The 24,633-nt window shown below is 68.2% G+C and carries 26 protein-coding genes; 12 read left to right on the top strand and 14 right to left on the bottom strand.

What is annotated here, in order from left to right:
* Window positions 1-11 precede the first annotated feature (11 nt).
* Window positions 12-497, bottom strand: coding sequence for a DUF2946 family protein (locus VH569_RS21730; protein ID WP_423317843.1), 486 nt, complete (start codon window positions 495-497; stop codon window positions 12-14).
* Between the two features lie 279 nt (window positions 498-776).
* Between VH569_RS21730 and VH569_RS21725 the strand changes: the two genes are divergently transcribed.
* On the top strand, window positions 777-1,142 hold the full coding sequence (locus VH569_RS21725) for a hypothetical protein (protein WP_423317841.1): 366 nt from the start codon (window positions 777-779) through the stop codon (window positions 1,140-1,142).
* 133 nt (window positions 1,143-1,275) lie between these two features.
* Here the strand turns inward: VH569_RS21725 and VH569_RS21720 are convergent, their stop codons facing one another.
* From VH569_RS21720 to VH569_RS21675, 10 genes are all read right to left on the bottom strand, one after another.
* Window positions 1,276-2,583 (bottom strand): AAA-associated domain-containing protein, encoded by a 1,308-nt coding sequence (locus tag VH569_RS21720; protein ID WP_423317839.1) that lies wholly within the window; start codon window positions 2,581-2,583, stop codon window positions 1,276-1,278.
* 13 nt (window positions 2,584-2,596) lie between these two features.
* On the bottom strand, window positions 2,597-4,357 hold the full coding sequence (locus VH569_RS21715; RefSeq protein ID WP_423317837.1) for an ABC transporter permease: 1,761 nt from the start codon (window positions 4,355-4,357) through the stop codon (window positions 2,597-2,599).
* Window positions 4,358-4,864: 507 nt separating this feature from the next.
* Entirely contained in the window at window positions 4,865-5,563 is a 699-nt protein-coding gene (locus VH569_RS21710; protein WP_098736456.1) for a response regulator, read from the bottom strand.
* Entirely contained in the window at window positions 5,560-8,325 is a 2,766-nt protein-coding gene (locus tag VH569_RS21705; protein ID WP_423317835.1) for a DUF4118 domain-containing protein, read from the bottom strand. The genes VH569_RS21710 and VH569_RS21705 overlap by 4 nt, the downstream gene beginning before the upstream one ends.
* Before the next feature lie 133 nt (window positions 8,326-8,458).
* Window positions 8,459-9,076, bottom strand: coding sequence for a K(+)-transporting ATPase subunit C (locus VH569_RS21700; RefSeq protein ID WP_423317833.1), 618 nt, complete (start codon window positions 9,074-9,076; stop codon window positions 8,459-8,461).
* Between the two features lie 10 nt (window positions 9,077-9,086).
* Complete coding sequence (kdpB, locus tag VH569_RS21695; protein WP_423317831.1) at window positions 9,087-11,195, bottom strand: potassium-transporting ATPase subunit KdpB; 2,109 nt, start codon at window positions 11,193-11,195, stop codon at window positions 9,087-9,089.
* A 14-nt stretch (window positions 11,196-11,209) separates the two neighbouring features.
* Window positions 11,210-12,919, bottom strand: a complete 1,710-nt coding sequence (gene kdpA, locus VH569_RS21690; RefSeq protein WP_423317829.1) for a potassium-transporting ATPase subunit KdpA — start codon at window positions 12,917-12,919, stop codon at window positions 11,210-11,212.
* 13 nt (window positions 12,920-12,932) lie between these two features.
* Window positions 12,933-13,022 (bottom strand): K(+)-transporting ATPase subunit F, encoded by a 90-nt coding sequence (locus tag VH569_RS21685; RefSeq protein ID WP_109448108.1) that lies wholly within the window; start codon window positions 13,020-13,022, stop codon window positions 12,933-12,935.
* A 270-nt stretch (window positions 13,023-13,292) separates the two neighbouring features.
* The gene (locus tag VH569_RS21680; protein WP_423317827.1) at window positions 13,293-13,502 is read right to left on the bottom strand and encodes a hypothetical protein; all 210 of its coding nucleotides are present in this window, start codon (window positions 13,500-13,502) and stop codon (window positions 13,293-13,295) included.
* A gap of 198 nt (window positions 13,503-13,700) precedes the next feature.
* Window positions 13,701-14,300 (bottom strand): gamma carbonic anhydrase family protein, encoded by a 600-nt coding sequence (locus tag VH569_RS21675; RefSeq protein WP_423317825.1) that lies wholly within the window; start codon window positions 14,298-14,300, stop codon window positions 13,701-13,703.
* Window positions 14,301-14,566: 266 nt separating this feature from the next.
* Here VH569_RS21675 and VH569_RS21670 point away from each other — a divergent pair, with 266 nt between their 5' ends.
* From VH569_RS21670 to VH569_RS21660, 3 genes are read left to right on the top strand one after another with little or no spacing between them, the layout of a single operon-like run.
* Entirely contained in the window at window positions 14,567-14,893 is a 327-nt protein-coding gene (locus tag VH569_RS21670) for a hypothetical protein (protein WP_423317823.1), read from the top strand.
* Complete coding sequence (locus VH569_RS21665) at window positions 14,890-16,461, top strand: PepSY-associated TM helix domain-containing protein (RefSeq protein ID WP_423317822.1); 1,572 nt, start codon at window positions 14,890-14,892, stop codon at window positions 16,459-16,461. Before VH569_RS21670 ends, VH569_RS21665 begins: the two co-directional genes overlap by 4 nt.
* On the top strand, window positions 16,454-16,753 hold the full coding sequence (locus VH569_RS21660; protein ID WP_423317820.1) for a DUF3325 family protein: 300 nt from the start codon (window positions 16,454-16,456) through the stop codon (window positions 16,751-16,753). Before VH569_RS21665 ends, VH569_RS21660 begins: the two co-directional genes overlap by 8 nt.
* A gap of 26 nt (window positions 16,754-16,779) precedes the next feature.
* Here the strand turns inward: VH569_RS21660 and VH569_RS21655 are convergent, their stop codons facing one another.
* The gene (locus VH569_RS21655; protein WP_423317818.1) at window positions 16,780-17,001 is read right to left on the bottom strand and encodes a hypothetical protein; all 222 of its coding nucleotides are present in this window, start codon (window positions 16,999-17,001) and stop codon (window positions 16,780-16,782) included.
* 153 nt (window positions 17,002-17,154) lie between these two features.
* Window positions 17,155-18,006, bottom strand: coding sequence for a LysR family transcriptional regulator (locus VH569_RS21650; protein WP_161958024.1), 852 nt, complete (start codon window positions 18,004-18,006; stop codon window positions 17,155-17,157).
* A gap of 311 nt (window positions 18,007-18,317) precedes the next feature.
* Between VH569_RS21650 and VH569_RS21645 the strand changes: the two genes are divergently transcribed.
* Window positions 18,318-18,695 (top strand): c-type cytochrome, encoded by a 378-nt coding sequence (locus VH569_RS21645; protein ID WP_109050936.1) that lies wholly within the window; start codon window positions 18,318-18,320, stop codon window positions 18,693-18,695.
* Between the two features lie 68 nt (window positions 18,696-18,763).
* On the opposite strand, the gene VH569_RS21640 is transcribed toward VH569_RS21645, so the two are convergent.
* Window positions 18,764-19,360: a TetR/AcrR family transcriptional regulator gene (locus VH569_RS21640; RefSeq protein WP_423317816.1), complete on the bottom strand. Its 597-nt coding sequence runs from the start codon at window positions 19,358-19,360 to the stop codon at window positions 18,764-18,766.
* Window positions 19,361-19,514: 154 nt separating this feature from the next.
* Between VH569_RS21640 and VH569_RS21635 the strand changes: the two genes are divergently transcribed.
* The 7 genes from VH569_RS21635 to VH569_RS21605 all read left to right on the top strand — a co-directional run bounded on the left by VH569_RS21635 (window position 19,515) and on the right by VH569_RS21605 (window position 24,610).
* Window positions 19,515-19,913: a RidA family protein gene (locus tag VH569_RS21635; RefSeq protein WP_423317814.1), complete on the top strand. Its 399-nt coding sequence runs from the start codon at window positions 19,515-19,517 to the stop codon at window positions 19,911-19,913.
* Between the two features lie 113 nt (window positions 19,914-20,026).
* Complete coding sequence (locus VH569_RS21630; RefSeq protein WP_423317813.1) at window positions 20,027-20,362, top strand: hypothetical protein; 336 nt, start codon at window positions 20,027-20,029, stop codon at window positions 20,360-20,362.
* Window positions 20,363-20,577: 215 nt separating this feature from the next.
* Window positions 20,578-21,012: a DUF4399 domain-containing protein gene (locus tag VH569_RS21625; RefSeq protein ID WP_098736439.1), complete on the top strand. Its 435-nt coding sequence runs from the start codon at window positions 20,578-20,580 to the stop codon at window positions 21,010-21,012.
* Window positions 21,013-21,050: 38 nt separating this feature from the next.
* Complete coding sequence (locus VH569_RS21620; protein ID WP_423317811.1) at window positions 21,051-21,632, top strand: DUF4399 domain-containing protein; 582 nt, start codon at window positions 21,051-21,053, stop codon at window positions 21,630-21,632.
* A gap of 67 nt (window positions 21,633-21,699) precedes the next feature.
* The gene (locus VH569_RS21615) at window positions 21,700-23,259 is read left to right on the top strand and encodes a DUF4384 domain-containing protein (protein ID WP_423317809.1); all 1,560 of its coding nucleotides are present in this window, start codon (window positions 21,700-21,702) and stop codon (window positions 23,257-23,259) included.
* A gap of 116 nt (window positions 23,260-23,375) precedes the next feature.
* The gene (locus tag VH569_RS21610) at window positions 23,376-24,206 is read left to right on the top strand and encodes an OmpA family protein (RefSeq protein ID WP_423317807.1); all 831 of its coding nucleotides are present in this window, start codon (window positions 23,376-23,378) and stop codon (window positions 24,204-24,206) included.
* A 26-nt stretch (window positions 24,207-24,232) separates the two neighbouring features.
* Window positions 24,233-24,610: a hypothetical protein gene (locus tag VH569_RS21605; protein ID WP_376963093.1), complete on the top strand. Its 378-nt coding sequence runs from the start codon at window positions 24,233-24,235 to the stop codon at window positions 24,608-24,610.
* Window positions 24,611-24,633 lie beyond the last annotated feature (23 nt).

Raw genomic sequence — 24,633 nt, 5'->3', positions numbered from 1 at the left:
GGAATAGGCCGTCACACCGGCGGAGCGCGGGGATTGAGACAGGTCAGGAAATGGTCGTCCGGGTGAATGCCGGTGGCAACCGGTGCGACAACCGGCACGCGATGGACGGCCTGCGGCCGGACGACGGCGGAACCGGGGAGCAGGCCATGGGTGCCGAGCGCAAGGCAGAAGGCGCAGAGGCCGTCATGATCCATGACGGGATGGCCGGACCCGTCATGGCCTTCGCCGGCATGGTCTCCGCCAGCCAGCCCTTCGCTGTCCTGTGCATCGGATGGGAGGGTGCCGCAATGGTCGGCCGCCGTCGGGGCGGTCAGGAACCCCGCGGGCAATCCCGCCTGTGCCCGTGCCGCCATGGCCAGATCGGGAACCGCCACCTGGATCAGCAGAGCCAGGACGGCAAGCCAGCCGACCAGCGCGCGGCGCAGTCCGACCGTACCGGCGGAAACGCCGATCCGGAGGGAGGCATGCGTGTTGCGCGCGGTCTGGCGGCGGGCCATACGGAGGAGCCGGCTGTTGAGGAAAGCCGCGACCAACCTTCACGCGCAGTCTTGTCCAGTCAAGCCATTCGGCGGTGGCGAGACGATTTGACCACCCCCCTTGATGGTGTGCGGGCGGTCGCCGGCAGCCCGTGCCCTGGGTTGTGCCACCGTTGCGTGGCCTCTCGCCACTCGCGAGACGCGCATCGCACAATCAGCTTATCCCATTGTCGCATTCCGCTTCTTCCTGGCCTGTGTTCAGATCGCGCGTGCCTTGAGCAACCCAAGGGAGGAAAAACCATGAAGCGAAACAGCCTGATCCCCGTCCTGCTGCTGTGCGCAGGATCGTTCGTCACGACGGCGCAGGCCCAGACGGCCCAGACGCTGAAGTTCTGGAACCTGACCACGGAAACCATCACCGAGCTGAAGCTTGCCGAACCCGGCACGAACAAGTGGGGCAAGAACCAGACGCTGAACGACAAGGACAAGACGGTCGAGGCCGATGAGCGCCTGAAGCTCAGCGACGTCAAGCCGGGGACCTGGGACGTCAGCATGAAGGACAAGAAGGGGCGCACCTGCGTCCTGCGCAATGTCGCCCTGTCGGGGACCGAGGCCTATGCCTTTTCGATCAGCGAAGACGATGTGAAGAAATGCGCCCGCAAATGAGCGGCCGCCATCTCTGACCTGCGGACGGCACCGGGAAGATGCCGGACCGGACAGCCGACGGGAAGCGTCGGTGCCGATCCGGCTTTCGCTGATGTGACGGGGCCGGCTCCTGTCAACGGCTCCGGCCGTCCGTTCAGTCCGCATCCTCGAACGCGAAGGTCTCGGTCTCGTCGTCGTAGGTGAACAGCTCGGCATAGCGTGCCCAGCTGGTGACGGCCTTCAGCGTCTCCTCGGCATAGCCCTCGCTCATGAAGGGCGTCAGTTCGGCCCGGATGCGGCTGCTCGGCACGCGCTGGGTCGCCGGTTCCTTCAGCAGGCCGTGGATGTGGGCCGCCAGCGGCACGTAGCGGATCAGATGCTCCGCGAACAGCCGCTTGCGGTCATCCAGGCCGGATTCGGCGAACAGCCGGCCGGGCTCGGTCAGGTGGATGTCGCCCTCCGCCACCTCCGCCAGACCCAGCATCTGCAACGTCTCGGCAATCGGGAACAGGTCGTCGATCTCATGCTGGAGCGCTGCGGCCAGATGCGGCAGGTCCGCCTTGCCATGGTAGGCCGGCGAGGCGAGCGTCTCCAGCAGGCCGGCCAGCAGGTTGGTCGACACATGCTCCAGCGGCACGGCATGGGCCGGCGGCTGCTTGGCGGCCGGCGACGATGCCACCAGCGGCTTGCGCGCGGTCATCCGGCCATAGATGTCGTCCACCATGGCGCGGAACTGCGGGTCCAGGCGGTTGCGCGGGTGGGCGATGTTAACCCGGATCTCCGCCGCCACCCGGCCGGGGTTGGAGGAGAAGACCAGGATGCGGTCGCACATCAGCACCGCCTCCTCAATGTTGTGGGTCACCATCAGGATCGACTTGATCGGCAGCCGCCGCTCCATCCACAGGTCGAGCAGGTCGGTGCGCAGAGTCTCCGCCGTCAGCACGTCGAGGGCGGAAAAGGGCTCGTCCATCAGCAGGATTTCCGGATGGACCACCAGCGCGCGGGCGAACCCCACCCGCTGGCGCATGCCGCCGGACAGCTCCTTGGGATAGGCGGATTCGAAGCCGGACAGACCGATCAGGTCGATGGCCTCCTCGGTCCGCGCCTCGGCCTCGCGGGCGGGCACGCCCTTGGCCTTCAGGCCGGCCATGACGTTTTCCCAGACGGTCAGCCAGGGGAAGAGGGCGAAGGTCTGGAAGACCATCGCCACCCCGTCGGTCGGGCCGGCGACCGGCTCGCCATGATGGCGGACGGAGCCGCCGGTCGGCTTGACCAGCCCGGCGACGATGCGCAGCAGCGTCGATTTGCCGGAGCCGGAGCGGCCGAGCAGCCCGACGATCTCGCCGTCGCGCAAGGTCAGGTCGACATTGTCGAGCACGACGTAATCCTGCCCCGACGGCTTGGCATAGGCCTGACGGACGCCGCTCAGTTCGAAGATGGTGGTGTTGCGGGTGTTCAGCATGGCGGGGTCCTCCTCAGGCGAGGCGCAGGCGGCGCTCGGCGAACGCATAGAGCGGACGCCACAGCAGACGGTTGAACAGGATGACGAACAGCGACATGACGGCGATGCCCAGCACGATGCGGGGATAGTCGCCGGCCTCGGTGGCCTGGGCGATGTAGCTGCCCAAGCCATGGGCGGTCAGCCGGGTGTCGCCCCAGTTCACCGCCTCCGCCACGATGCTGGCGTTCCACGACCCGCCGGACGCGGTGACCGCCCCGGTGACGTAGTAGGGAAAAACGCCCGGCAGCATGACGTCGCGCCACCATTGCCAGCCGCGGATGCGGAAATTGGCCGCCGCCTCCTTCAGGTCGCCGGGAAAGGCGGTGGCCCCGGCAATGACGTTGAACAGGATGTACCACTGGGTGCCGAGGATCATCAGCGGGCTGAGCCAGACGTCCGGGTTCAGGTCGAAGCGGACGATGGCGACCACCGCGACCGGGAACAGCAGGTTGGCCGGGAAGGCGGCGAGGAACTGGGCGGCCGGTTGGACTTTCTCCGCCAGCCGGGGCCGCAGCCCGATCAGCACGCCCAGCGGGACCCAGACCAGCGTCGCCACCGCGATCAGCACGATCACCCGCAGCAGCGTGGCACCGCCGAGCAGAAGCACGGTGCCGACATCGCCCCAGTCGACGCCGGAGGAGACGAAGGCAATCATCGACCAGCCGGCCCACAGGCCCGCCACCGCCAGCAGCAGGTACCAGACGATATCGACGGCCCGCGCCGGCACCCGGTCGAGCAGCCGCCCGCCCGCCCGCCGGCCGCCCGCCGCACCGCGGCTCGCGCCGCCCACCGGCAGGCGCAGCCAGACCAGCCGGCCGAGCATCCGCTCGAACGGCGCGAAGACGGCGCGGAAGAAGCGGGTGCGCTGGAAAAGGGTGAGCAGCCAGGATTCCGGGACCTCCTGCGCCCCGGTCAGCTCGACCCGGAACTTGTCGGCCCAGGCGACCAGCGGGCGGAACAGCAGCTGGTCATAGGCCAGGATGACCAGCAGCATCGCCAGCACCGCCCAGCCGACGGCGTCCAGCCGCTGCCCGTCGATGGCCTTGGCGAGGTAGGAGCCGATGCCGGGCAGGGTGATGGTGTGGTCGCCCACGGTGATCGCCTCCGACGCGACGACGAAGAACCAGCCGCCGGACATCGACATCATCATGTTCCACACCAGGCCGGGGGCCGCGTAGGGCGCCTCCAGCGTCCAGAAGCGCTGCCAGCCGGAAAAGCCGAAGCCGGTCGCCGCCTCGTCCAGGTCGCGCGGAACGGTGCGCAGCGACTGGTAGAAGCTGAAGGCCATGTTCCAGGCCTGGCTGGTGAAGATGGCGAAGATCGCCGCGCACTCGGCTCCCAGCACGCTGCCGGGGAAAAGCCCCAGGAAGAAGACGACGGTGAAGGAGATGTAGCCGAGCACGGGCACCGACTGGAGCACGTCCAGCACCGGGATGAGCAGCATGCCGGCCCGCCGGCTCTTGGCCGCCAGCGTGGCATAGGTGAAGGTGAACAGCAGCGAAGCCGCCATCGCCGCCAGCATCCGCAGGGTCGAGCGCAGGGCGTATTCCGGCAGCATCCAGGGGTCCAGCGTGACCGGCACCTCTTCGACGCTGTTCAGCGGCAGGGCCATCTGATGGCCGCCGATGGCGAGCAGGGCCAGCAGGCCGATGACCAGCGGCAGGGCGACCACGTCCCACCGGTTCGGCGCGGCGTCGGTAGCCTTCACCGAAACATTCGTGTTGATCCAGACCATGACGATCCATCCTGCGGTCCCGTCGCGGGACCGGCCGGCAAGGAAAACGGTAGCGGCGCAGCAGAGGCGCCGGTGCGGATTTTCAGGAGGAGTGGCGTGGGGTCAGCGACTTGGCGGGCGCAGGTCGCCCGTCACGGAAAAGCACCCGCGCCCGTCGGGGCGGCGGCGCATGGAAACCGGGATGGTGAGGAGCTTCACCATGGTCCACCTCTGATCGGCCCGAAGACGACGGGCCGCGGGTGAACCCCTTACAAGAGGTCAGCCCGCGAACGGCGTCGTCAGGGGAATGTGAGTAGATCGACTACTGGGGCTGTCCATCTCTTGCCTTTTCGATCCGGCCGCCGGCCCGGCGGGCAGGGCGGAGGGAACGATCATGCGGTGACGATGCCGCCCCTCTACTCCCCTGGCCGGCCAAGGTCAAGAGCGGGAATTGGCTTGCTGCCACCCGTCATCGAATCGTCATGAAACCATGTGCCGGCGGCTGTCGGCGGGGAAAGTGTATCCGCCTCAATCGGGTGCGCGCAGCCGGTATCCGACCCCCGTCTCGGTCAGGATGTGGTGGGGCCGTTCCGGATCGGGCTCGATCTTCTGCCGCAACTGACGGATGTAAATCCGTAGGTACTGGATGTCGGTTTCACCGCCCCACACCTCCTTGAGGATGAAGCGGTGGGTCAGCACCTTGCCGGCATGCGCCACCAGCAGGCGCAGCAGGTCGTATTCGCGCGGCGACAGTTTCACGTCCTCGCCGCGCACGGTGACGATGCGCCGGACCAGATCGACCGTCAGGTCGCCGCTGCGGAACAGCGGCCGTTCGCCCTGCTGCTGGAGCTTGTGGCGCATGGCCGTGCGGATGCGGGCCAGCAGCTCCTCGACCCCGAAGGGCTTGGTCACATAGTCGTCGGCCCCCAGATCGAGCGCCTCGACCTTTCCGGCCTCGTCGACCCGGCTGGACAGCACGATGATCGGCAGGGTCACGCCACTTCCGCGCAGGCGGCGGATAACCTCCAGCCCGTCGATGCCCGGCAGCCCGAGATCGAGGACCAGCAGATCGGGGGAGCGCCGCCGCACCTCCTCCAGCGCCTTTGTCCCGTCCTCCGCCTCGACGATGTCGTATCCCTGGGCCGTCAGGCTGGTGCGCAGAAAGCGCCGGATCGGCGGTTCGTCATCGACGACGAGCACGCGCAGCGGGATGGAGTCCGATTTCATGCGGCGGCTTCCTCTTCATATCCGGACATGTCGGCTGCCTTGGGGAGGGTCAGGGTGAAGACGGCGCCGCTGCGGTCGCGGCGGTTGCCGGCCGTGACCGTCCCGCCCATTGCCTCGACGAAGCCCCGGCAGATCGCCAGACCCAGCCCGGTGCCGGCGCGCTGCCGGTCCTGGGCATGGACACGGTAGAACTTGTCGAAGATGCGCTCCACATCCTCGGGCGGAATGCCGCCGCCCTCGTCCAGCACCTCGATGCGGACGAGGGCGCCGTCCTGCCGTCCGCGCACCGTGATCGTCGACCCGGCCGGCGCGTATTTGCCGGCATTGTCGAGCAGGTTGAACAGCGCCTGTTCGATCAATACGGCATCGATGTCCACCATCGGCAGGCCGGCGGCAAGATCGACCTCGACCCGATGGCCGGCGAGGATGCGGGACACCCGCTCCAACGCGCTGCCGACCACCTCGGACAGGTCGACCGCACCGGTGCGCGGCCGGATGGCCCCCGATTCCAGCCGCGTCATGTCCAGCAGGTTGGCGATGAAGCGGTTGAGCCGTTCCGCCTCCTCCTGGATGGTCGCCGCGAGGTCGCGCCGGTCCTCCTCGTCCATCATCGGTCCATAGCCGACGAGGCTGGTCGCCGAACCCAGGATGGAGGCCAGGGGCGTGCGCAGGTCGTGCGAGATCGAGGTGAGCAGGGCCGAGCGCAGCCGTTCGGTTTCCGCCGCCAGCTTGCTGCGGTCGACATCCTCGGCCAGCGTCACACGTTCGATTGCCAGGGCGGCCTGATCGATCAGCGCGTCGAGAAGCCGGCGTTCGTCCGGTGTCAGGTAACCGCCGGTCCGCCCCTTTCCGCCGCCGGTGTCGATGCCGACCACCCCGACGACTCCGCGCCCGGTGCGCATCGGCAGGAACAGCCACTTGGCGCCGGGCAGCGTGTCCGCGCCCTTGCCGGTCGGTCGGTTGTTTTCCCATGCCCAGACCGCTGCGGCCAGATCGGCGTCCTCGATGACGTCCTCCGGCGGATAGCCGGCCCTGACCGCGACACTGCCTTTCCCATGGCCTTCCCCTGGGCCACTCTCTGGCAGCAGCAGGACGACATGGACCTTCAGCATGGCGGCGATCTGATAGGCGGTGGCCCACAGCAAATCGTCCATGGTCACCACGCCGGCCAACTTGCGGCTGAACTGGTAGAGGTCTTCCGTCGTCTTGGCGCGGAGCCTCGCGGTCACCGCCTGGGCACGGACACGGGCGGTCAGGTTGCTGGCGATCACCGAGACGACGGCGAAGACCAGCAGGGCGACGATGTTCTCGGGATCGGAAATGGTGAAGGTGTAGAGCGGCGGCAGGAAGAAATAGTTGAAGGCCAGGACACTGATTACGCTGGCATAGAGCGACGGCGCCAGCCCGCCGGTGACGGCGCTCGCCAGCACGGCGGTCAGGAAGACCAGCGCCATGTTGTTGAGGGCCAGCACCCGGTGCAGCACATGGCCGGCGCCCAGCGCCGCCGCGACATAGCCCGTGCTGGCGACGTAGGGCCACCAGGCGAAGGCCCGCTGCCGGGCCGCTTCCGTCCTGACCGTCCTGGCGGGAAGCGCGGCGCCGGAACCGGCGGCGATGACATGCACGCTGATGTCGCCCGCCCGGCGGATCAGGCTGTGCGCCACGGACCCGTGCAGCAGTTCCGACCAGCGCGGACGGGTGGATTTGGCGATGACGATGTGCGTGACGTTGTTGGTCAGCGCATAGTCGACGACGGTGTCGGCGACATCGCTGCCGGGCAGCGTGACCGCCTCGCCGCCCAGCCGTTCCACCAGCCGCAGCGTGTCGGCGATGCGGTCGCGGTCGGCCTCGCTCAGGCGCAGCGCCCGGCTTGTCTCGACATGGATGGCGCCCCAGCGGGCGCGCAGCCGTTCGGCCTGACGGCGGGCGTAACGGACCAGGGCGCCGCCGCTGGCGTCCTCGTTGATGCAGACCAGCAGCCGCTCCCCGGCGGCCCAGGGGCCGGAGATGGCGTGCGCCTGCATGTGGGTCAGCAGCTGCTCGTCGACGCGGTCGGCGGTGCGCCGCAGCGCCAGTTCGCGGAGTGCCGTCAGGTTTCCGGGCGAGAAGTAATGCCGGATCGCCCGCTCGGCCGTGCGCGGGACATAGACCTTGCCCTGCTGGAGGCGCTGGATCAGGTCGTCGGGCGCGATGTCGATGACCTCGATGTCGTCGGCCCGGTCGAGGATCGAGTCCGGCACCGTCTCGCGGACGCGGACGCGGGTGATCTTGGCGACGACGTCGTTCAGGCTCTCGACATGCTGGATGTTCAGGGTGGTGTAGACGTCGATGCCGGCGGCCAGCAGTTCCTCGACGTCGAGATACCGTTTCGGATGACGTCCGCCGTCGGCGTTGGTGTGGGCCAGTTCGTCGACCAGCACGATTTTCGGGCGGCGGGCGAGGATGGCGTCCACATCCATCTCGGTCAGGACATGGCCCTTGTGCTCGATGGCGCGGCGCGGAACCACCTCCAGCCCGGCGACCAGCGCTTCGGTCTCGCGCCGGCCGTGGGTTTCGACCACCCCGACGACGATGTCGACGCCGTCGCGGCGCTTGGCCTGGGCGGTTTGCAGCATCTCGAAGGTCTTGCCGACGCCGGGGGCGGCACCAAGAAAGATCTTGAGCCGCCCCTGCGCCTCCTTCGCCGCCTGACGGAGCAGCGCGTCGGGAGATGGCCGGCCGGCGCGGTCGCCCTGAATGCGCTCGCTCTGTTCGTCGGTCATGGCATCGTCCCTTTCCGCTCCCCCCGCTCCAGAAGCGGTCCCAAACCCGGCCGCAAGCCCGGCTATGGATTACTCCGCCGGCCGTTGCGGAGGATAGCCGATTCCGACAGTCCCGTTGCACTGCCCCGGCCGGCTATTTGCCCGCTGCCTTGCCGGCCGCCCGATCCAGGGCGAGGTTGAGCGCCAGGACGTTGACGGTCGGCTCGCCCAGGAAGCCGAGCGGGCGCGGTTCCGTGGTGTCGGCGACCAGCTTGCGCACGGCATCCTCCGGAAGGCCACGGGCCTTGGCGACGCGCGGCACCTGGAAGTCGGCGGCGGCCGGCGACAGGTCGGGGTCGAGGCCGCTGCCCGAGGTGGTCACCAGTTCCACCGGAACCGGAGCGCCGGGGTTTTCCGCCTTCAGCTTTTCGGCGTCGGCCTGCACGCGGTCGACCAGCGCCTTGCTCGTCGGGCCGAGGTTGGAGCCCATCGAGTTCGCTGCATTGTAGGGAGCCGGCACGGTCTTGGCCGGATCGGCGGGGTCGGCACCGGTGGTGGCTGAGGGGCGCGGGTGGAAATAGCCAGCAGCGGTGAAATCCTGTCCGATCAGGCTGGAGCCGACGGTTGTCCCGTTCCGTTCGATCAGGCTGCCGTTGGCCTGATGCGGAAACAGGACTTGCGCGATGCCGGTGACGGCCAGCGGGTAGGCAAGCCCGGTGATCGCCGTCAGTGCGACGGTCATCACCAGGGCGGGACGCAGATCCTTCAACATGACAGGCTCCTCAAACAAGGCCGGCGGCGGTGACGATCAGGTCGATCGCCTTGATGCCGGCGAAGGGCACCACGAGGCCGCCAAGGCCGTAGATCAGCAGGTTGCGGCGCAGCAGCGAGGCGGCACCGACGGCGCGGTAGCGCACGCCGCGCAGGGCCAGCGGGATCAGCGCCACGATGATCAGCGCGTTGAAGATGATCGCCGACAGGATGGCGCTTTCCGGGCTGTGCAGCCCCATCACGTTCAGCGCCTGGAGCTGCGGGTAGAAGGCGAGGAACATTGCCGGGATGATGGCGAAATACTTCGCCACGTCGTTGGCGATGGAGAAGGTGGTGAGCGCGCCGCGGGTCATCAGCAGCTGCTTGCCGATCTCGACGATCTCGATCAGCTTCGTCGGGTCGCTGTCGAGATCGACCATGTTGCCGGCCTCGCGCGCCGCCACCGTGCCGGTGTTCATCGCCACCCCGACATCGGCCTGGGCCAGCGCCGGCGCGTCGTTGGTGCCGTCGCCGCACATGGCGACCAGCTTGCCCTTCGCCTGCTCGTCGCGGATCAGCTGGAGCTTGGCCTCCGGCGTCGCCTGGGCGAGGAAATCGTCCACCCCGGCCTCGGCGGCGATGGCGGCGGCGGTCATCGGGTTGTCGCCGGTGATCATCACCGTGCGGATGCCCATCTGGCGCAGGGCGGCGAAGCGTTCGCGGATGCCGCCCTTGACGATGTCCTTCAGGTGGATGATGCCGAGCAGCCGGCCGTCGCGCGCCACCGCCAGCGGCGTGCCGCCGGCCTTGGCAACCCGTTCCGCGATGGCGAGGATCTCGCGCTCCGCCGGGCCGGCGGCCGGGTGCAGCGTGGTGACCCCGCGGCCGCCGGCCACGGCGACGCGTTGCGCCCCGTTGACGTGGGCCAGAACCGCGTCCACCGCGCCCTTGCGGATCACCGTGCCGTCGGTGTCGATGCCGCTGATGCGGGTCTGGGCGGTGAAGGGGACGAAATAGGCGTGCATCTCCTCCATCCTGCGGGCGCGGATGCCGTATTCCTCCTTGGCGAGCACGACGATGGAGCGGCCTTCCGGCGTCTCGTCGGCCAGCGAGGCGAGCTGGGCGGCATCGGCCAGCTCCTCCTCGCCGACGCCGGCAACCGGCAGGAACTCGGCCGCCTGACGGTTGCCCAGCGTGATGGTGCCGGTCTTGTCGAGCAGCAGCGTGTCGACGTCGCCCGCCGCCTCCACCGCCCGGCCGGACATGGCGAGCACGTTGAAGCGGACCAGACGGTCCATGCCGGCGATGCCGATGGCCGACAGCAGCGCGCCGATGGTGGTCGGGATCAGCGTGACGAACAGCGCCACCAGCACCAGCACGCCGACCGACCCGCCGGCATAGGCGGCGAAGCTGGGGATCGTCGCCACGGCGATGACGAAGACGATGGTCAGCCCGGCCAGCAGGATGTTGAGTGCGATCTCGTTGGGGGTCTTCTGGCGCTGGGCGCCCTCCACCAGCGAGATCATGCGGTCGAGGAAGGTCGAGCCGGGGGCGGCGGTGATGCGCACCTTGATCTGGTCGGACAGCACCTGGGTGCCGCCGGTGACGGCCGACCGGTCGCCGCCGCTTTCGCGGATGACCGGAGCGGATTCGCCGGTGATGGCGGCCTCGTTGACCGAGGCGACGCCCTCCACCACCTCGCCGTCGGACGGGATGATGTCGCCGGCCTCGACCAGCACGAGGTCGCCGGGCTTCAGCGCGGTGGCGGGCACCGTGCGGACGGTGCCGTTCTCCAGCTTTTTGGCGCTGGTCTCGGTGCGGGTCTTGCGCAGGCTGGCGGCCTGGGCCTTGCCGCGCCCCTCGGCCACCGCCTCGGCGAAGTTGGCGAAGATCAGCGTGAACCACAGCCAGACGACGATCTGGACGGCGAAGCCGGAGACCCCGGCCCCCGTGACGGCATCGCGCAGGACCAGCAGGGTGGTGAGCGCCGCCACCACCTCGACGCAGAACATCACCGGGTTGCGGATCATCTGGCGCGGGGAGAGCTTGGCGATGGAGCCGCCGATGGCCGGCACCAGGATGGCGGGGTCCAGCAGGGTGCTGGCCGAAGACCGGCCGGACCGTTTGCTTTTGGCATGCATGGGAGCGTTCCCGATCAGAAGAGGGTGCCGGCGGTCATCGCCAGATGCTCGACCACCGGGCCGAGGGCGAGAGCCGGGAAGAAGGTGAGGCCGCCGACGATCAGGATGACGCCGACCAGCAGCCCGACGAACAGGCCGTCATGGGTGGGGAAGGTGCCGGCCGAAACGGGGGCGCGGGCCTTGGACGCCAGCGAGCCGGCAATCGCCATCATCGGCACGATGACCAGGAAGCGGCCGACCAGCATGGCGATGGCCAGCGTGACATTGTACCAGGGCGTGTTGCCGGTCAGTCCGCCGAAGGCGCTGCCGTTGTTGGCGGCACCCGAGACATAGGCGTAGAGCGCTTCGGAGAAGCCGTGCGGCCCGGCATTGGCCATCGACGCGGTGCCGGTGTCGAGCACCACCGCGACGGCGGTGAAGCCCAGCATCATCAGCGGCAGGCAGAGGATGGCGAGCATGGTCATCTTGACCTCCTTCGCCTCCAGCTTCTTGCCGAGATATTCCGGGGTGCGGCCGACCATCAGCCCGGCGACGAACAGCGCGACGATGGCGAACAGCAGCATGCCGTAGAGGCCGGCGCCGACGCCGCCGACGATGATCTCGCCCAGCATCATGTTGATCATCGGCACCATGCCGCCCAGCGGCATGAAGCTGTCATGCATGGCATTGACCGCGCCGCAGGAGGCGGCGGTGGTGACGGTGGCGAACAGCGCCGTCGCGGCGATGCCGAAGCGGGTCTCCTTGCCCTCCATGTTGCCGGCGCTGCCGTCGATGCCGAAGGACGCGAAGGCCGGGTTGCCCTGCGCCTCGGCCCAGTAGGCGACGGCGACGCCGGCGACGAACAGCAGGCCCATGGCGGCCAGGATCGCCCAACCCTGGCGCTCGTCGCCGACCATGCGGCCGAACAGGTTGGTCAGGCCGGCGCCCAGCGCGAAGATGCACAGCATCTCGACCAGATTGGTCAGGGCGTTGGGGTTCTCGAAGGGATGGGCGGAGTTGGCGTTGAAGAAGCCGCCGCCGTTGGTCCCCAGCATCTTGATCGCCTCCTGCGAGGCGACGGGGCCGAGTGAGATGGTCTGCTTCGCCCCTTCCAGCGTGGTGGCGTCGACGGCACCCGCCAGCGTCTGCGGCACACCCTGCCAGACCAGGAACAACGCACAGACGACGCACAGCGGCAGCAGGACATAGAGGGTGGCGCGGGTCAGATCGACCCAGAAATTGCCGACCGTGCGGGCAGAGGTGCGGGCGAAGCCGCGGACCAGCGCCACCGCCAATGCGATGCCGGTGGCGGCCGAGACGTAGTTGTGGAAGGTCAGCCCGGCCATCTGCACCAGATGGCCCATGGTGGTCTCGCCGCCGTAATTCTGCCAGTTGGTGTTGGTGGTGAAGCTGGCCGCGGTGTTGAAGGCGAGGTCGGCGGGCACCGCCGCCATGTCCTGCGGGTTCAGCGGCAACACGGCCTGGAGACGTTGCAGGGCATAGAGCAGCAGCATGCCGGCGGCGCTGAACAGCAGCATCGATACGGCGTAGGTCACCCAATGCTGCTCGGTGCGCTCGTCGACGCCGGCCAGACGATAGAGGGCGCGTTCGACGGGTCCCAGAATGGGGGAGAGCAGCGTGCGCTCGCCGGTGAAGACGCGCGTCATGAAGCCGCCCAGGGGCCGCGTCATCGCGACGACCAGGGCGAGGAAGACCAGGATCTGGATCCAGCCGTTGACGGTCATGGGATGGGTCTCCTCAGAACCGTTCGGGGCGGATCAGGGCATAGACCAGATAGACCAGCAGTCCGGCGGTCACGAGGCCGGCCAGGGCATAATCGAGGGACATGGCGCCGCTCCCCTCACAGCCGGTCGCAGGCATGGACATAGGCGACCGCCGCGGCGAAGAAGCCGACGGTGAGCGCAAGAAACAGCAGGTCGAGCATCGTTGGGGTCTCCGGAATTGCGTCCCCCTCGCCTTGACGGTGGCGGGGAGGTCCGACCCTGTGAGGGTGCGCCGGAGCCGCGTATAGATTCGATGGGGGACGGCAGGGCCGAAAAATATAGGGTTCATATATACGGCTGGCCGTCCGGGCATCCGCGCGACCGCCTCCGCCGGTCAGGCCCCGATCCACAAGGCCAGCACCTGCAGGGCAAAAGCGATCAGCAGGAACGCGGCGATGGTGACTGCCGCCTCGCCCAGCACCGCGCGCGGGGAGGGGAATGCCTCATGGGAGGAGGCAGCCGATGTCTGCGGATCGCAGTCTTCCATGCGTGCCGGGGCAGGCATGGTCCGGTCGAGCAGCGCGAGAGGCGATTTTCCTTGCATGACAGCCTCGCAGTCCAGGCGCGGCCAATGGCCGCTATCCCACTGAGAAGAAGGCTGCGGGGCATATAAATGCGATGGGGCGCGTGACGCCTGGAAATATACGGCCGCGCTATACGCGAGCTCGGTCAGGGCTGTCGGCGGTGCCGCAACGTGCAGGTGGGGCGACGTCCGTTCGAATCGAACATCGCCCCGGCCCTGTCACCCGCGCCCCGACGCAGCCCGTGCCAGACCGGCATAGTGGCGCACGTCGAAGGCGATGAACTCCACCTCGGCGTCGGTCACGTCGCGCAGATGCCTGGCCGGACTGCCCGCCCAAAGCTGGCGGGCGGGGACGCGCTTGCGCGGGGTCAGCACCGCGCCGGCCGCCAGCATGGCGCCGCTTTCCACGACCGCCCCGTCCAGCACGATTGCGCCGATGCCGACCAGACAGCCGTCCGCCAGCGTACATCCATGCATCCGCACGCCATGGCCGATCACCACGTCGGCGCCGATCACGGTCGGATACTCGTTCAGCATGACGTGGATGATGGTGCCGTCCTGGATGTTGGTGCGCGGCCCCACCGTGATGCTGTGGTCGTCGCCGCGAAGCACGCAGCCGTACCAGACGCTGGCCTCCGCCCCGATGGTGACGTCGCCGACCACCACCGCGCCGGGGGCGATATAGGCGTCGGCGGCGATGCGCGGCCATACTCCCTTGACGGGTTGGATGATGGCGCCGGGATGGCGGGCGAGCAGGGCCTCCCCGGTTTCGAAGGCCCCGGTTTCGAAGGTCGCTTCGGTTGCGCTCTCGGTGGTCATTGGTTCTTGTCCTTTTTGGCCCTGTCGGGTCTTGGATCCGGTCGGGGAACCGCCGGTCGATGTCGGCCCGAGTGTAGCCCAGTCCGGCCGGCAGCGTCGCGCCCCTGCGCGGTTCCAGGTGGCGGTCGCAGGCTGTCCGTCTTTCTTTCCCGGAAAGAGAAGAATCTTGCAAATGAGAATCAGTATCATTATCAAGGCTAGGGCTGCGTGGACTGCGTCGGGGGCGTTGGAACTTTGGCAGGCACAATGGCGGGGGGACCATCGCGATGAAGACTGCCAGGCAGTCCGGACGGGTTGAGGGACGGGCTGTGCCGCTGCGCCTGCGCACCGCCGCACGGGTGACGGCGGCGGTGTTCGGCGCCTATGGCTTCGCCTGGGGCCTTGCCGCCTTCGGGGCGGAGTTGGGGGCGCTCGCGGGCATGGCCCCGGCGGAGGCGGTCACCGCCTCCAGCCTGCTGGCCCTGGTGGTGCTGCCGGTGGCGTCGCTGTGGGCCTTCGCGGTGCCGCGGGTTACGGTCGGCTGGGCGGTGCTGGGCGGCGGCGGGGTGCTGCTGATCGCGGTCTCGCAGTTTGCCGGTCTCGCCGGGCCATGACGACGAAGAAACGCAAGCTGATCAGCCCGGCCCTGCGCGCCGCCATGCTGTGGCCGCACACCTGGGCGGGGATGACGCTCGGCGGCCTGCTGATGCTGATCTTCTTCATGGGATCGCTGGCGGTATTCGCATCCGAGATCGACCGCTGGATGATGCCCGCCACCCGTGTCGGTGCGGTGGAGACCGGGCCGGCCTCGCTCGACCATGCGGTGCTGCCGGCGGTGGAGAAGCTCGCCGCCGGGCGGGCGGTGCGGGACTGGTACGTGCAGTTGCCGGACGAGCGGCGGCCGGTGATGGCGCTTCAGCTTCGGACCGAAACCGGCAATGCCGGCGGCATGGCGACCGGCGACGGCCGGCTGCTGTCGCCGGTCGGGACGCTGGGAGGCACCTATTTCTTCTATCCGCTGCATTACAGCCTGCATCTGCGGGCGGGTTTCATCGGCTATTGGATCGTCTGCTTCGCATCGGTGGCGATGCTGGCCGGACTGATTTCCGGCGTCATCATCCATGCGCGGATCTTCAAGGACTTCTTCACCTTCCGCAGTTGGGGGCAGTTCCGCCGCTCCCTGCTCGACCTGCACAACCTGACGGGCGTGCTGGTCCTGCCCTTCCATCTGATGATCACGATCACCGGGATCGTCATCGTCCTGCCCATCGTGCTGCCGGCCGGTGTCCAGGCGCTGTATGGCGGCGACGTGCGGCGCTTCTACGACGATGCGCTGGGCAATTACAGCCGTCCGCGCAGCGGCATCGCCGCCCCGCTGGCGCCGCTCGATCCGATGGTGGCGGAGGCCCGCCGGCTGTGGGGCGGGGGCGAGCCGGCCGTGGTGTTCGTCTACAATGCCGGCGATGCCGCGTCGGTCGTCCGCATCAACCGCGCTCTGCGAGACCGCATCAGCCTGGATGTCCAGCCGGTCTTCTTCGACGGCGTCACCGGGCAGGTGCTGAAATACCAGCGACCGGGGCCGGTGGTGGCGACCCACCGCGTCCTGTCGGGGCTGCATTTCGCCGCCTTCGACCATTGGCCGCTGCGCTGGCTGTATTTTCTGTTCGGGCTGTCCGGCTGCGTGCTGATCGGCACCGGCATGCTGTACTGGATGGAGAAGCGGCGGGTTGCCCATGGGGTGAGGCCCGGCGTCGGCTGGCGCAGCGTCGCCGCCATCGCCTGCGGCAGCACCTCCGGCCTGCTGATCGCCACGCTGGCGATGATGGCGGCCAACCGGCTGCTGCCGGCCGGCATCCCCTCGCGGGAGCTTGTGGAGGTCGGCCTCTTCTTCCTGATCTGGATCGGAAGCGCCGTCCATGCCGCCGTCCGCACCCGGACGGACCCGCCCTGGAGCGAACAATGCACAGCGGTCGCCCTGCTGGCCGCGTCCTGCGTGGCGCTGAACTGGATCACGACGGGGGAGCATCCCATCCGTGCCGTAGCCTCCGCCGACTGGGCGGTGCTGGGCGTCGATGCGGTGCTGGCGCTGACCGCCGTCGCCGCGTGGCGGGTGTCGCGGCGGCTGGCCCAGCGGCCCGATCCCGAACTCTCAACCCTGGTGAAGGTGACCGACCATGCCTGATGCTTTGATGCTGCCCGGCCTGTTCGGGCTCTGCTACTTCGCCTTCGCCGCCCTTGCGCTGTCGGTGGAGCGGCATTGGCGCGACCTTGTCGAGTCCAGGCGGGGGCCGCCGCGCCGCACGGTGTTCCGGCTGCGGCTGGCCGCACTGCTGTGCCTGGCGGCGGCGCTGTCGGTCGCGGTCCGCCATGACGGGACGGGCTTCGGCCTCCTGCTCTGGGCGCTGGCCTTGAGCGCCGGTGCGCTGGCGGTCGCCGCCACCGTCACCTGGAGGACGCGGTCCGCCCGCGGCTGAACGTCTTGGCGGCGGGGACGCCGGCCTCACATGCGCATCATGCGGAAAATGGCGATGAACATCACGACCACGCCCACCTCAGCGGCGGTGGCGAGCCAGGCCGGGTGAAAGAGGATACCGAACGGCACGATCAGCAGCAGGATCAGCGACGGAAAGACGATGTAGGGGGACTCGAACCGGCGGAACTTCGTATCCGCCACGGTGCCTTCTTCTTCGAGCAGGGACGGCTGCGCCAATTGCGTGGACATCGGATCGGGACCTTCGGTCTTCGGTTTGGGGGAGCGGGCATTCGGGAACCCCGGCACCGATGCCGGATGGGGTCCGAATGCCCTCGAAGCCGATCCTAGGCAGCGCCATCCATCGCAAAAAGCGAAATAAACCGATAGATTACATCGGCTTTATCAAAGTGAGTCGCGGGCGCCGGCAGGTTCGCCCAGGATGGCCTTCAACCCTGTGAGGGCCGGGTCGATGATGGCATCGTCGGCGTCGGTCGGGTAGGCGGCGTAGATGGGAAGGCTGAGCGGCCGGGCTTCCGGCAGGATTTCCCCCTTGCCGGCATCGATCAGCGGCTGGACGAGCTGGCGGGGGAAATGCCCGGTGCCGCCGCACTGCTTGACATAGTCGAGCCCGAGCGTGCCGACGCCGATCGACACCGGGGCGGCCTGCACGTCCGGCCGATGCAGCTGCACATTGCGGCGGAAATCGTCGCCCCAGTCGATGTGGACATAGGGCTCCTCCAGGTAATCCTCGACCGCCGGCATGCGGAAGAGGACCAGCTCCTCCTCCAGCAGCAGGCGGATCGACAGGCCCGGCAGGGCGCGCGGCGAATAGAGGACGGCGACGTCCAGCGTCCCGTCCTGAAGGCCTTGCAGCAACCCATTCGGCAGGCCGACGTCGCAGCGCAGGGCGATGTCGTTGGCGTTGCGCCGCATCCAGGGAATCCAGCGGTACAGCAGACGGTTCCACAGGCCGGCCTCGCTGCCGATGCGCAGCAGCGCCTTGTGGCCGGCGGGCAGGGTGGCCTCCTGCCGGGCCTGCTCCCACAGGCGGAGGATCGCCGCGGCATGGCGCTGGAAACGCAGGCCGGCGCTGGTCAGCGTGGCACCGGTCTTGTTGCGCACGAACAGCCGGCAGCCAAGCTGCTGCTCCAGCTGCTGAATGCGCGTGCTGACCGTCGACTGGGTCACATGGAGCCGGTCGGCCGCCGCCATGAAGCTGCCTGCCGCCGTGACCTCCAGAAATGTCCGGGCCATTTCCGTATCCATGATACCTCGCTCGAAACCCCGCCTCCACGGACGGGCAGCAAGACCTACGCCATCGGCAGCTTGATCGCGACCGGCCGGTGTGAGACGATTCGTCGCATCCACTGGATGCAGCCGCGACCGGCGGTTCCCCTAATGCGGCAGGATCGTATCGGAAAAACCGATGACAACCATCGGGTAAATTCGCTTCCTGGCCTCATTGGCCGCCATTAGCTTCCGCCTGCTCGCCGGAAGGAAGCCCGACCAATTTTCTCGGTTGGCCGGAGACAACGTTGAGAAATGGGAGTTCCGCTGTGTCCGTCATGCGCAAAATTCTGTTGGCCTCCGTCATTCTGATTTCCGGTGGAACCGCCGCCGCGCAGGCCGCGGACGGCGATGCCGCGGCGGGCAAGTCGGTGTTCAACACCTGCAAGGCCTGCCACACCATCGAGGCGGGTGGCCCCAACCGCGTCGGTCCGAACCTGCATGGCATCGTCGGCCGCAAGGCGGGCAGCGTCGACGGCTTCAGCTATTCCGCGGCGGTGAAGGATGCAGGCTATGACTGGGACGAGCAGAAGCTCGACACCTATCTGAAGGATCCGAAGGCGGCGCTTCCCGGCAACAAGATGGCCTTCGCCGGCGTCAAGGACGACGCCAAGCGCGCGGATCTGATCGCCTATCTGAAGAGCGAGTCCAAGTAACCGCGGAACTGGCTGAAGCATCGTCCTGTCCGTCGCCACAGCCCCGCCGATGCGGGGCTGCGGCTGTTTCAGGATGGGCGTGCCAGCAGCCCTTCCGCCAGGGCGCGGAACGCCTCGACCGCCTTGGCGAGAACGGTCTGCGGATCGGGGCTGGCGGCCACCCAGAGTGCGGCATTCAATGCCGCCCCATTCAAGAGCCGGGCGGCCGCTTCGGGGTCGATGGGCCTGACGATCCCCTGCGCGATCAGCCGTTCCACCGTTTGCCGCGTCATTTGAAGGCAGCCGTTCTGGCTCGGCCATTGCGAGGGATCGCCCAGGAAGGCCGGTCCGTCGAGCAGGACGATGCGCTGGACCTCGGGCTCCAGCGCCATCTCGATGTAGGCCACACCCTCCACCAGCAATCCGTCCCAGCCGGTTCCGGCCCGGGCGCCGATGTCGTGCGCACGCTGTGCCATCTCCGTGTCGAGCTGGTCGACCACCGCCTGGAGAAGCCCGCGCTTGTCGCCGAAATTGTGATAGAGGGCGCCCCTCGTCAGCCCGGCCTCTGCCGTCAGATCGTCCATCGATGCAGCGGCGAACCCCTGTTCGGCGAAGGCCTTGCGCGCGGACGCGATCAGCTTGGCGCGGGTTTCCTCCATCATCTCGGATCGCTTTTTGGCGGCCATGGTCCTTCTCCGGAAATTTCCGTATACGTCGCGTATGTGAATTGACATACGCGACGTATGTGTGTTGTGGTTTGCATACGCGGCGTATATCAACTTGCAGCCGCGCTGTGAAGCCCGATGCCGGACATTCCGGCAGTCAAGAAGGACCACGACCATGGCCAAACGCGACGCGATCACTCCGGCAAACCGGCACGCGCTCTACGAAAAGCACCGCTACTCGGCGGCGATCCGTTCGGGCGATCTCCTGTTCGTATCGGGGCAGGTCGGCAGCCGCGCGGACGGATCGCCGGAACCCGACTTCGAGCAGCAGGTGCGGCTGGCCTTCGACAATCTCGCCAATGTGTTGAAGGCCGCCGGCTGCACCTTCGACGATGTCGTCGACGTCACCACGTTCCACACCGATCCGGCCAACCAGTTCGAGGCCATCATGTCGGTGCGCGAGACGGTGATCGGCGATGCGCCCTATCCCAACTGGACCGCGGTCGGGGTGAACTGGCTGGCGGGATTCGATTTCGAAATCAAGGTCATCGCCCGTATCCCCGAGCCGGCATGAGCCTTTGCGGCTTTTTGCCCGCCGCTGTGGCCCCGCTCACAGCGGCGGGCGGATGGCCTGCGGCAGGATGGGGCCACGCCGCCCCTGGCCCTGTTCCGCGGAGGAAAGCCCCGATGCGCAGCCTTGCCGCCGTTACTCTTTGCCTTTCGGTTCTCGTCGCGATCACCGCCCTTGTCCGGCCGGCCGCCGCGTTCGAGGTGCAGTCCGGCGGCGTGCCGCTTTCGGCTGCGGCGGTTTCCCAATTGGCGAACCGGGTCGGCAACGCGCCGCCCAATGCGGCCGGCCCCGTTGGCGCTTTCCCGCCCTGGATGGGGAACGGCCGGACGAACGGTCCGGCCCTGGCGAACGGGGCGATGGGCGGCGGATTGCAGTTGCCGGGGCGGGCCGGCGGTGTGGCAACTGCGGACCGGGCGGCGATGAACGAGCAACTGTTCGGGATCAAGCGCTGAAAAGGTCGCCTGCCTGTCCTCCCTGAGCCGTCCTCCCCCGCAATGGTGGGGATAGGGACGGCGATTGTCCGCCAATTCGGAAGGGTGTGGCGCAGGAGCGGGTTGTTTTTCAACGGGATGGGATTACCCAAGAATTCGGGGGAACCCTGCTTCGCGGTCGAAGACTAAGATCGATTGCATCGGACAAAGGGCAATGAAGAATACAGGGGGAAATCATGCTGCGGACTGCCGTGATCGCAGTCGGCGCCCTGCTGCTTCTGCCGCTGTTTCTGGCTGGGCAGGGAATGGCCGACCGGGCGAAAGCGCCCGATGACGCGCGTGCCTACATCCTGTGGCCTCCCAACGGGACGGTCATCACTGGCGGAAAATTCTGGGTGCGCATGGGGCTCCAGAACATGGGGATTGCGCCGGCCGGCATCAGCCACGCCGACACCGGGCACCATCACCTGCTGATCGACACCGAGCTGACGAACCCGGACGAGCCGATCCCCAACGACAAGCAGCACCTGCATTTCGGTGCCGGCCAGACCGAAGCGCGGCTGGAGCTTCCGCCCGGAACCCACACGCTTCAGATGGTCCTGGGCGACGCCGACCACATTCCGCACAACCCGCCGGTGATGTCCGAGAAGGTGACCATCACCGTCCGCTGACCGGAGCCGTTCGCTTCGTCCCTGCCAGGGAGGGCACCATGACATCGAATTCGTGCGCGCTTACGACCGCTCGCCGCCTGCAACCGGTTCTGGGTGCGGTCTCCTGCGCGGTGCTGTGGGGCGTGCTGTCGCTTGCGCTGGTGACGGTCACGGCGACGCCCGCGGCTGCGGCGGACGCATCCGCCCAGCAGAAGGCCGGCCAGAAGGACAGCCAGAACGACTCTGGCGCCACACAGAGGACGCCCGGCCGAAAGGATGCATGGCTCTACATCGGCTGGCCCAACAACGGCCAGGTGGTGGGGACGCGCTTCAAGGTGTGGTTCGGGCTGCGCAATTTCGGCGTCGCGCCGGCCGGTGTGCGCAAGGACGGCACCGGGCACCATCATCTGCTGATCGACACCGACCTCAAGAATTTCAACGAGCCGATCCCCAGCGACAAGCAGCACCTTCATTTCGGCAAGGGCCAGACCGAAACGATCCTGGAACTGCCGCCCGGCCGTCACACGCTGCAACTGGTCCTGGCCGATGCCGACCATGTGCCGCACGACCCGCCGATCATGTCGAAGAAGATCACCATCACGGTCCGCGCCGACCGCAGCCCGCAACTGTCGGCGCGGTGACCGGTCCTGAGCCGGCCTGACGGCGCAGGCAGCAAGCCGGACCACAAACCCACAGGAGACAGCGCCGATGAGCATGGTCCGGTTCCTTGGTTCCGCCGTGGTTTCCGTCGGCCTGACGCTGGCGCTCGGCGGCTGCTTCACCTCCGGCGAGGTGGCCCGCGTGGTGCAGCAGCCGAAGACACCGGCCGTCCGCACCATCAGCAGCTTCAGCGAGGCGCTGCGCTGCATGGACACGCTGCTGTGGACCCATGGCAAGCACGACATCTACATCACCGCCAACGGCCTGCCCGACGCCACCGGCCGGGTCGCCGGCGGCACGAAGGAGATGCTGATCACCGCCGTCTCGCGGATGTCGGAAACCTCCAACGCCTTCCGCTTCGTGGATTTCGAGCCGGCGCTGGACGACGTCAACGCGCTGTACTGGATGATCGGCGTGCAGCCGAACTTCCGCGCGCCGTCCTACTACATCCGCGGCGCCATCACCCAGCTGGACGACAATGTGGTCAGTGAGGCGGCGGGAGCCGGTCTGTCGCTGCCCAAGCTGGACATCGGCGTCTCGGCCGATCAGGTGGTGTCGATGGTCTCGGTCGACCTCAATGTCGGTGAACTGGTGACGCGCCAGATCATCCCCGGCATGTCGGCGTCCAACACGCTGGCGGTGGTGTCGTCCGGGCGCGGTGCGGATACCGGCGGGGTGATCGGCAAGGCCGGCCTGTCCTTCAACATCTCGCTGAACCGGTCGGAGGGGCTGCACCAGGGGGTGCGCACGCTGGTCGAACTCAGCACCATCGAGGTGCTGGGCAAGCTGACCCGCGTGCCCTACTGGCAATGCCTGGGCATCGACCAGACAAACCCCGCCTTCATGGCGGAGGCGCGCGGCTGGTTCGACGGCATGGCTCCGTCGGAGCGCGTGACCTTCACCCAGCGCGCGCTGTCGGCACAGGGCTATTACGACGGGCCGGTCAACGGGCAGCTCGACCAGCGGACCGCCGAAGCGGTCGGCCGTTTCCAGGCGGACAGCGACCTGATCGCCACCGGCCGCATCGATTTCGACCTCTACCAGCGCCTGCTCGCCAAGCCGCCCGGCCAGGGTGGGGCGTCGCCGGCCAGGCTGCAGAGCGTCAGCAATGCCGGTGGCGAAGGGTTGCCGCGTGCCCAGCCGTCGCCGTCCCGGCTCGACCTGCTGCTGTCGTCGGACCGCGGGCCGGCACCGCGCTACCGCGCCGGCGAGGCGCTGGTGGTCCGGATGCAGCCGACGGCGGACGGCTTCGTCTATTGCTACTACCGCGATGCCGCCGGCACGGTGTCGCGCATCTTCCCCAACCGTTTCCAGCCCGACGCCTTCGTCGAGGCCGGCCGGCAGGTGGAAATCCCGCCCGGTGTGCAGAAGCCCTTCAACCTGCGCATGGACCGGCCCAACGCCGAGGAGACGGTCGCCTGCGTCCTGTCGCACGACGAGATCGGCGTGCGGATCCCCGAGGCGTTCAAGAGCGAGGATTTGCAGCCCATCCCCGGTGCCGCCCTGGATGACGTGATCAATGCCTTCGCGACGGCCAAGGGCAGCGATGCCCGCGCCAAGCGGCTGACGGTGAAGGTGCTGCCCGGCACGCTGGCACAGGGGGAGTAACCTCGGGCGAACCGCCGGAATCGGGGGCCGACTGTTGGCCGGCTCACAGCGCGGGGCAGGGTGGTGGCGATAGAACCAGGGCAACGCCGTTCCTTCTCCTGCCCATGGAGCCTGACATGACCAAGTCCACCCTGTCCCACGCCCTGACCCGTACGCTGGCCCATAGTCTGGTCGCCACCCTGCCGATGCTGGCCGCCGCCTGGACCGGTTCCGTATCCGCCCAGACGGTGGAAGGGTCGGGTTCGTCGAAGGTGATGATGTTCGACCGGCCGCCCAGCGTGGAGGAACTGCGCGAGGTGGTGGCGCCGGAACCCAAAATCCGCACACGCAGCATCGAGATCATCGGCGGTGCGGCCGGTGCCGCCGCCAAGCGGCCCCGGCCCATCGACGAGATCAATTACGGCACGGCGCCGATCCCGTCCGCAGCGCAGCCGGCTCCGCAGCCCGAGGTGCAGCCCGTTGCCCAACCGGCGCCCCAACCCGCTCCGCAAGCCGCACCCAGCCGCCCCGCCCACAAGCAGCGCCGGCAGGAGGTTCGCACGGAGGCCCCGGCTGCCCAGATGGCCACCGCCGAGCCGCCCGCCGCTCCCGTCGCCCAGGAGCAGGGCGCCGCACCGCAGGCCTTCGGCTTCCGCATCAACTTCGCGCTCAACTCCGCCGAAATCCCGGCCGAGTCCGCCTCCTACATCGACGCCGTCGGGGCGCTGATGAAAGAGGACCCGACCCTGGGACTGACGGTGGAGGGCCACACCGACGCCAGCGGCAGCCTTTCCCACAACATGTTGCTGTCGCAGCGTCGCGCGGTGTCGGTCGGCGAGTATCTGGTCCGCGTCCATCGGATCGACCCCAAGCGCATCACGGTGGACGGCAAGGGTCCGACGGCGCCGATCGCCGCCAACCCCTATGACGGCCGCAACCGGCGCGTCGAATTCAAGCCGACCCATTGAGTGCGGCCCGAACGGAGGAGGATGCCATGAAACACGCTCTGCTCCTCGCGGCCTGCCTCGGTCTTGCCGCCCTATGGCTCGCCGGTGCGGCCGATGCCACGGTTGTCCGCAAGAAGGGGGGCGACACGTCGGGCGCCACCAGCGGCGGTGTTGCGGGCGGTGTCGACATCGCCCCGTCCGGCAAGCGGGTCCGTGTCCAATGCTGGCAGGACGGCCACAAGATCATCGACGAGGAGGACCTTGCCGTCGTCTCGCTCAGCATCGCCAGCCAGATGAACGGGCTGCGCTTCCGCCGCAACGGCGGGACGGACGGAGCGGTGTCGGTGGTGACGCAATCCCGCACCGCCTGCCTGCTCGCGCCTGATGACGGGGCCGCCACCGGCAAGGGCCGGAACCGCGACTGATCCTTTCAAATCCAGGAGGTGAC

Source organism: Azospirillum sp. 11R-A, assembly GCF_049472615.1.
GTDB classification, from domain to species: Bacteria; Pseudomonadota; Alphaproteobacteria; order Azospirillales; family Azospirillaceae; genus Azospirillum; species Azospirillum palustre.
The sequence above is the reverse complement of the archived record's forward strand: the minus strand, read 5'-3'. Positions and strand labels throughout refer to the sequence as shown.

What these genes read in the sequence shown, in the direction of transcription:
- kdpB (WP_423317831.1), bottom strand. Translation starts at nt 11,195, where the DNA reads ATGCATGCCAAAAGCAAACGGTCCGGCCGGTCTTCGGCCAGCACCCTG.
- VH569_RS21700 (WP_423317833.1), bottom strand. Translation starts at nt 9,076, where the DNA reads ATGTTGAAGGATCTGCGTCCCGCCCTGGTGATGACCGTCGCACTGACG.
- VH569_RS21715 (WP_423317837.1), bottom strand. Translation starts at nt 4,357, where the DNA reads ATGGTCTGGATCAACACGAATGTTTCGGTGAAGGCTACCGACGCCGCG.
- VH569_RS21685 (WP_109448108.1), bottom strand. Translation starts at nt 13,022, where the DNA reads ATGTCCCTCGATTATGCCCTGGCCGGCCTCGTGACCGCCGGACTGCTG.
- VH569_RS21665 (WP_423317822.1), top strand. Translation starts at nt 14,890, where the DNA reads ATGACGACGAAGAAACGCAAGCTGATCAGCCCGGCCCTGCGCGCCGCC.
- VH569_RS21710 (WP_098736456.1), bottom strand. Translation starts at nt 5,563, where the DNA reads ATGAAATCGGACTCCATCCCGCTGCGCGTGCTCGTCGTCGATGACGAA.
- VH569_RS21635 (WP_423317814.1), top strand. Translation starts at nt 19,515, where the DNA reads ATGGCCAAACGCGACGCGATCACTCCGGCAAACCGGCACGCGCTCTAC.
- VH569_RS21645 (WP_109050936.1), top strand. Translation starts at nt 18,318, where the DNA reads ATGCGCAAAATTCTGTTGGCCTCCGTCATTCTGATTTCCGGTGGAACC.
- VH569_RS21705 (WP_423317835.1), bottom strand. Translation starts at nt 8,325, where the DNA reads ATGACCGACGAACAGAGCGAGCGCATTCAGGGCGACCGCGCCGGCCGG.
- VH569_RS21730 (WP_423317843.1), bottom strand. Translation starts at nt 497, where the DNA reads ATGGCCCGCCGCCAGACCGCGCGCAACACGCATGCCTCCCTCCGGATC.
- VH569_RS21625 (WP_098736439.1), top strand. Translation starts at nt 20,578, where the DNA reads ATGCTGCGGACTGCCGTGATCGCAGTCGGCGCCCTGCTGCTTCTGCCG.
- VH569_RS21605 (WP_376963093.1), top strand. Translation starts at nt 24,233, where the DNA reads ATGAAACACGCTCTGCTCCTCGCGGCCTGCCTCGGTCTTGCCGCCCTA.
- VH569_RS21615 (WP_423317809.1), top strand. Translation starts at nt 21,700, where the DNA reads ATGAGCATGGTCCGGTTCCTTGGTTCCGCCGTGGTTTCCGTCGGCCTG.
- VH569_RS21630 (WP_423317813.1), top strand. Translation starts at nt 20,027, where the DNA reads ATGCGCAGCCTTGCCGCCGTTACTCTTTGCCTTTCGGTTCTCGTCGCG.
- VH569_RS21650 (WP_161958024.1), bottom strand. Translation starts at nt 18,006, where the DNA reads ATGGCCCGGACATTTCTGGAGGTCACGGCGGCAGGCAGCTTCATGGCG.
- VH569_RS21680 (WP_423317827.1), bottom strand. Translation starts at nt 13,502, where the DNA reads ATGCAAGGAAAATCGCCTCTCGCGCTGCTCGACCGGACCATGCCTGCC.
- VH569_RS21725 (WP_423317841.1), top strand. Translation starts at nt 777, where the DNA reads ATGAAGCGAAACAGCCTGATCCCCGTCCTGCTGCTGTGCGCAGGATCG.
- VH569_RS21655 (WP_423317818.1), bottom strand. Translation starts at nt 17,001, where the DNA reads ATGTCCACGCAATTGGCGCAGCCGTCCCTGCTCGAAGAAGAAGGCACC.
- VH569_RS21610 (WP_423317807.1), top strand. Translation starts at nt 23,376, where the DNA reads ATGACCAAGTCCACCCTGTCCCACGCCCTGACCCGTACGCTGGCCCAT.
- VH569_RS21620 (WP_423317811.1), top strand. Translation starts at nt 21,051, where the DNA reads ATGACATCGAATTCGTGCGCGCTTACGACCGCTCGCCGCCTGCAACCG.
- VH569_RS21640 (WP_423317816.1), bottom strand. Translation starts at nt 19,360, where the DNA reads ATGGCCGCCAAAAAGCGATCCGAGATGATGGAGGAAACCCGCGCCAAG.
- VH569_RS21660 (WP_423317820.1), top strand. Translation starts at nt 16,454, where the DNA reads ATGCCTGATGCTTTGATGCTGCCCGGCCTGTTCGGGCTCTGCTACTTC.
- kdpA (WP_423317829.1), bottom strand. Translation starts at nt 12,919, where the DNA reads ATGACCGTCAACGGCTGGATCCAGATCCTGGTCTTCCTCGCCCTGGTC.
- VH569_RS21720 (WP_423317839.1), bottom strand. Translation starts at nt 2,583, where the DNA reads ATGCTGAACACCCGCAACACCACCATCTTCGAACTGAGCGGCGTCCGT.
- VH569_RS21675 (WP_423317825.1), bottom strand. Translation starts at nt 14,300, where the DNA reads ATGACCACCGAGAGCGCAACCGAAGCGACCTTCGAAACCGGGGCCTTC.
- VH569_RS21670 (WP_423317823.1), top strand. Translation starts at nt 14,567, where the DNA reads ATGAAGACTGCCAGGCAGTCCGGACGGGTTGAGGGACGGGCTGTGCCG.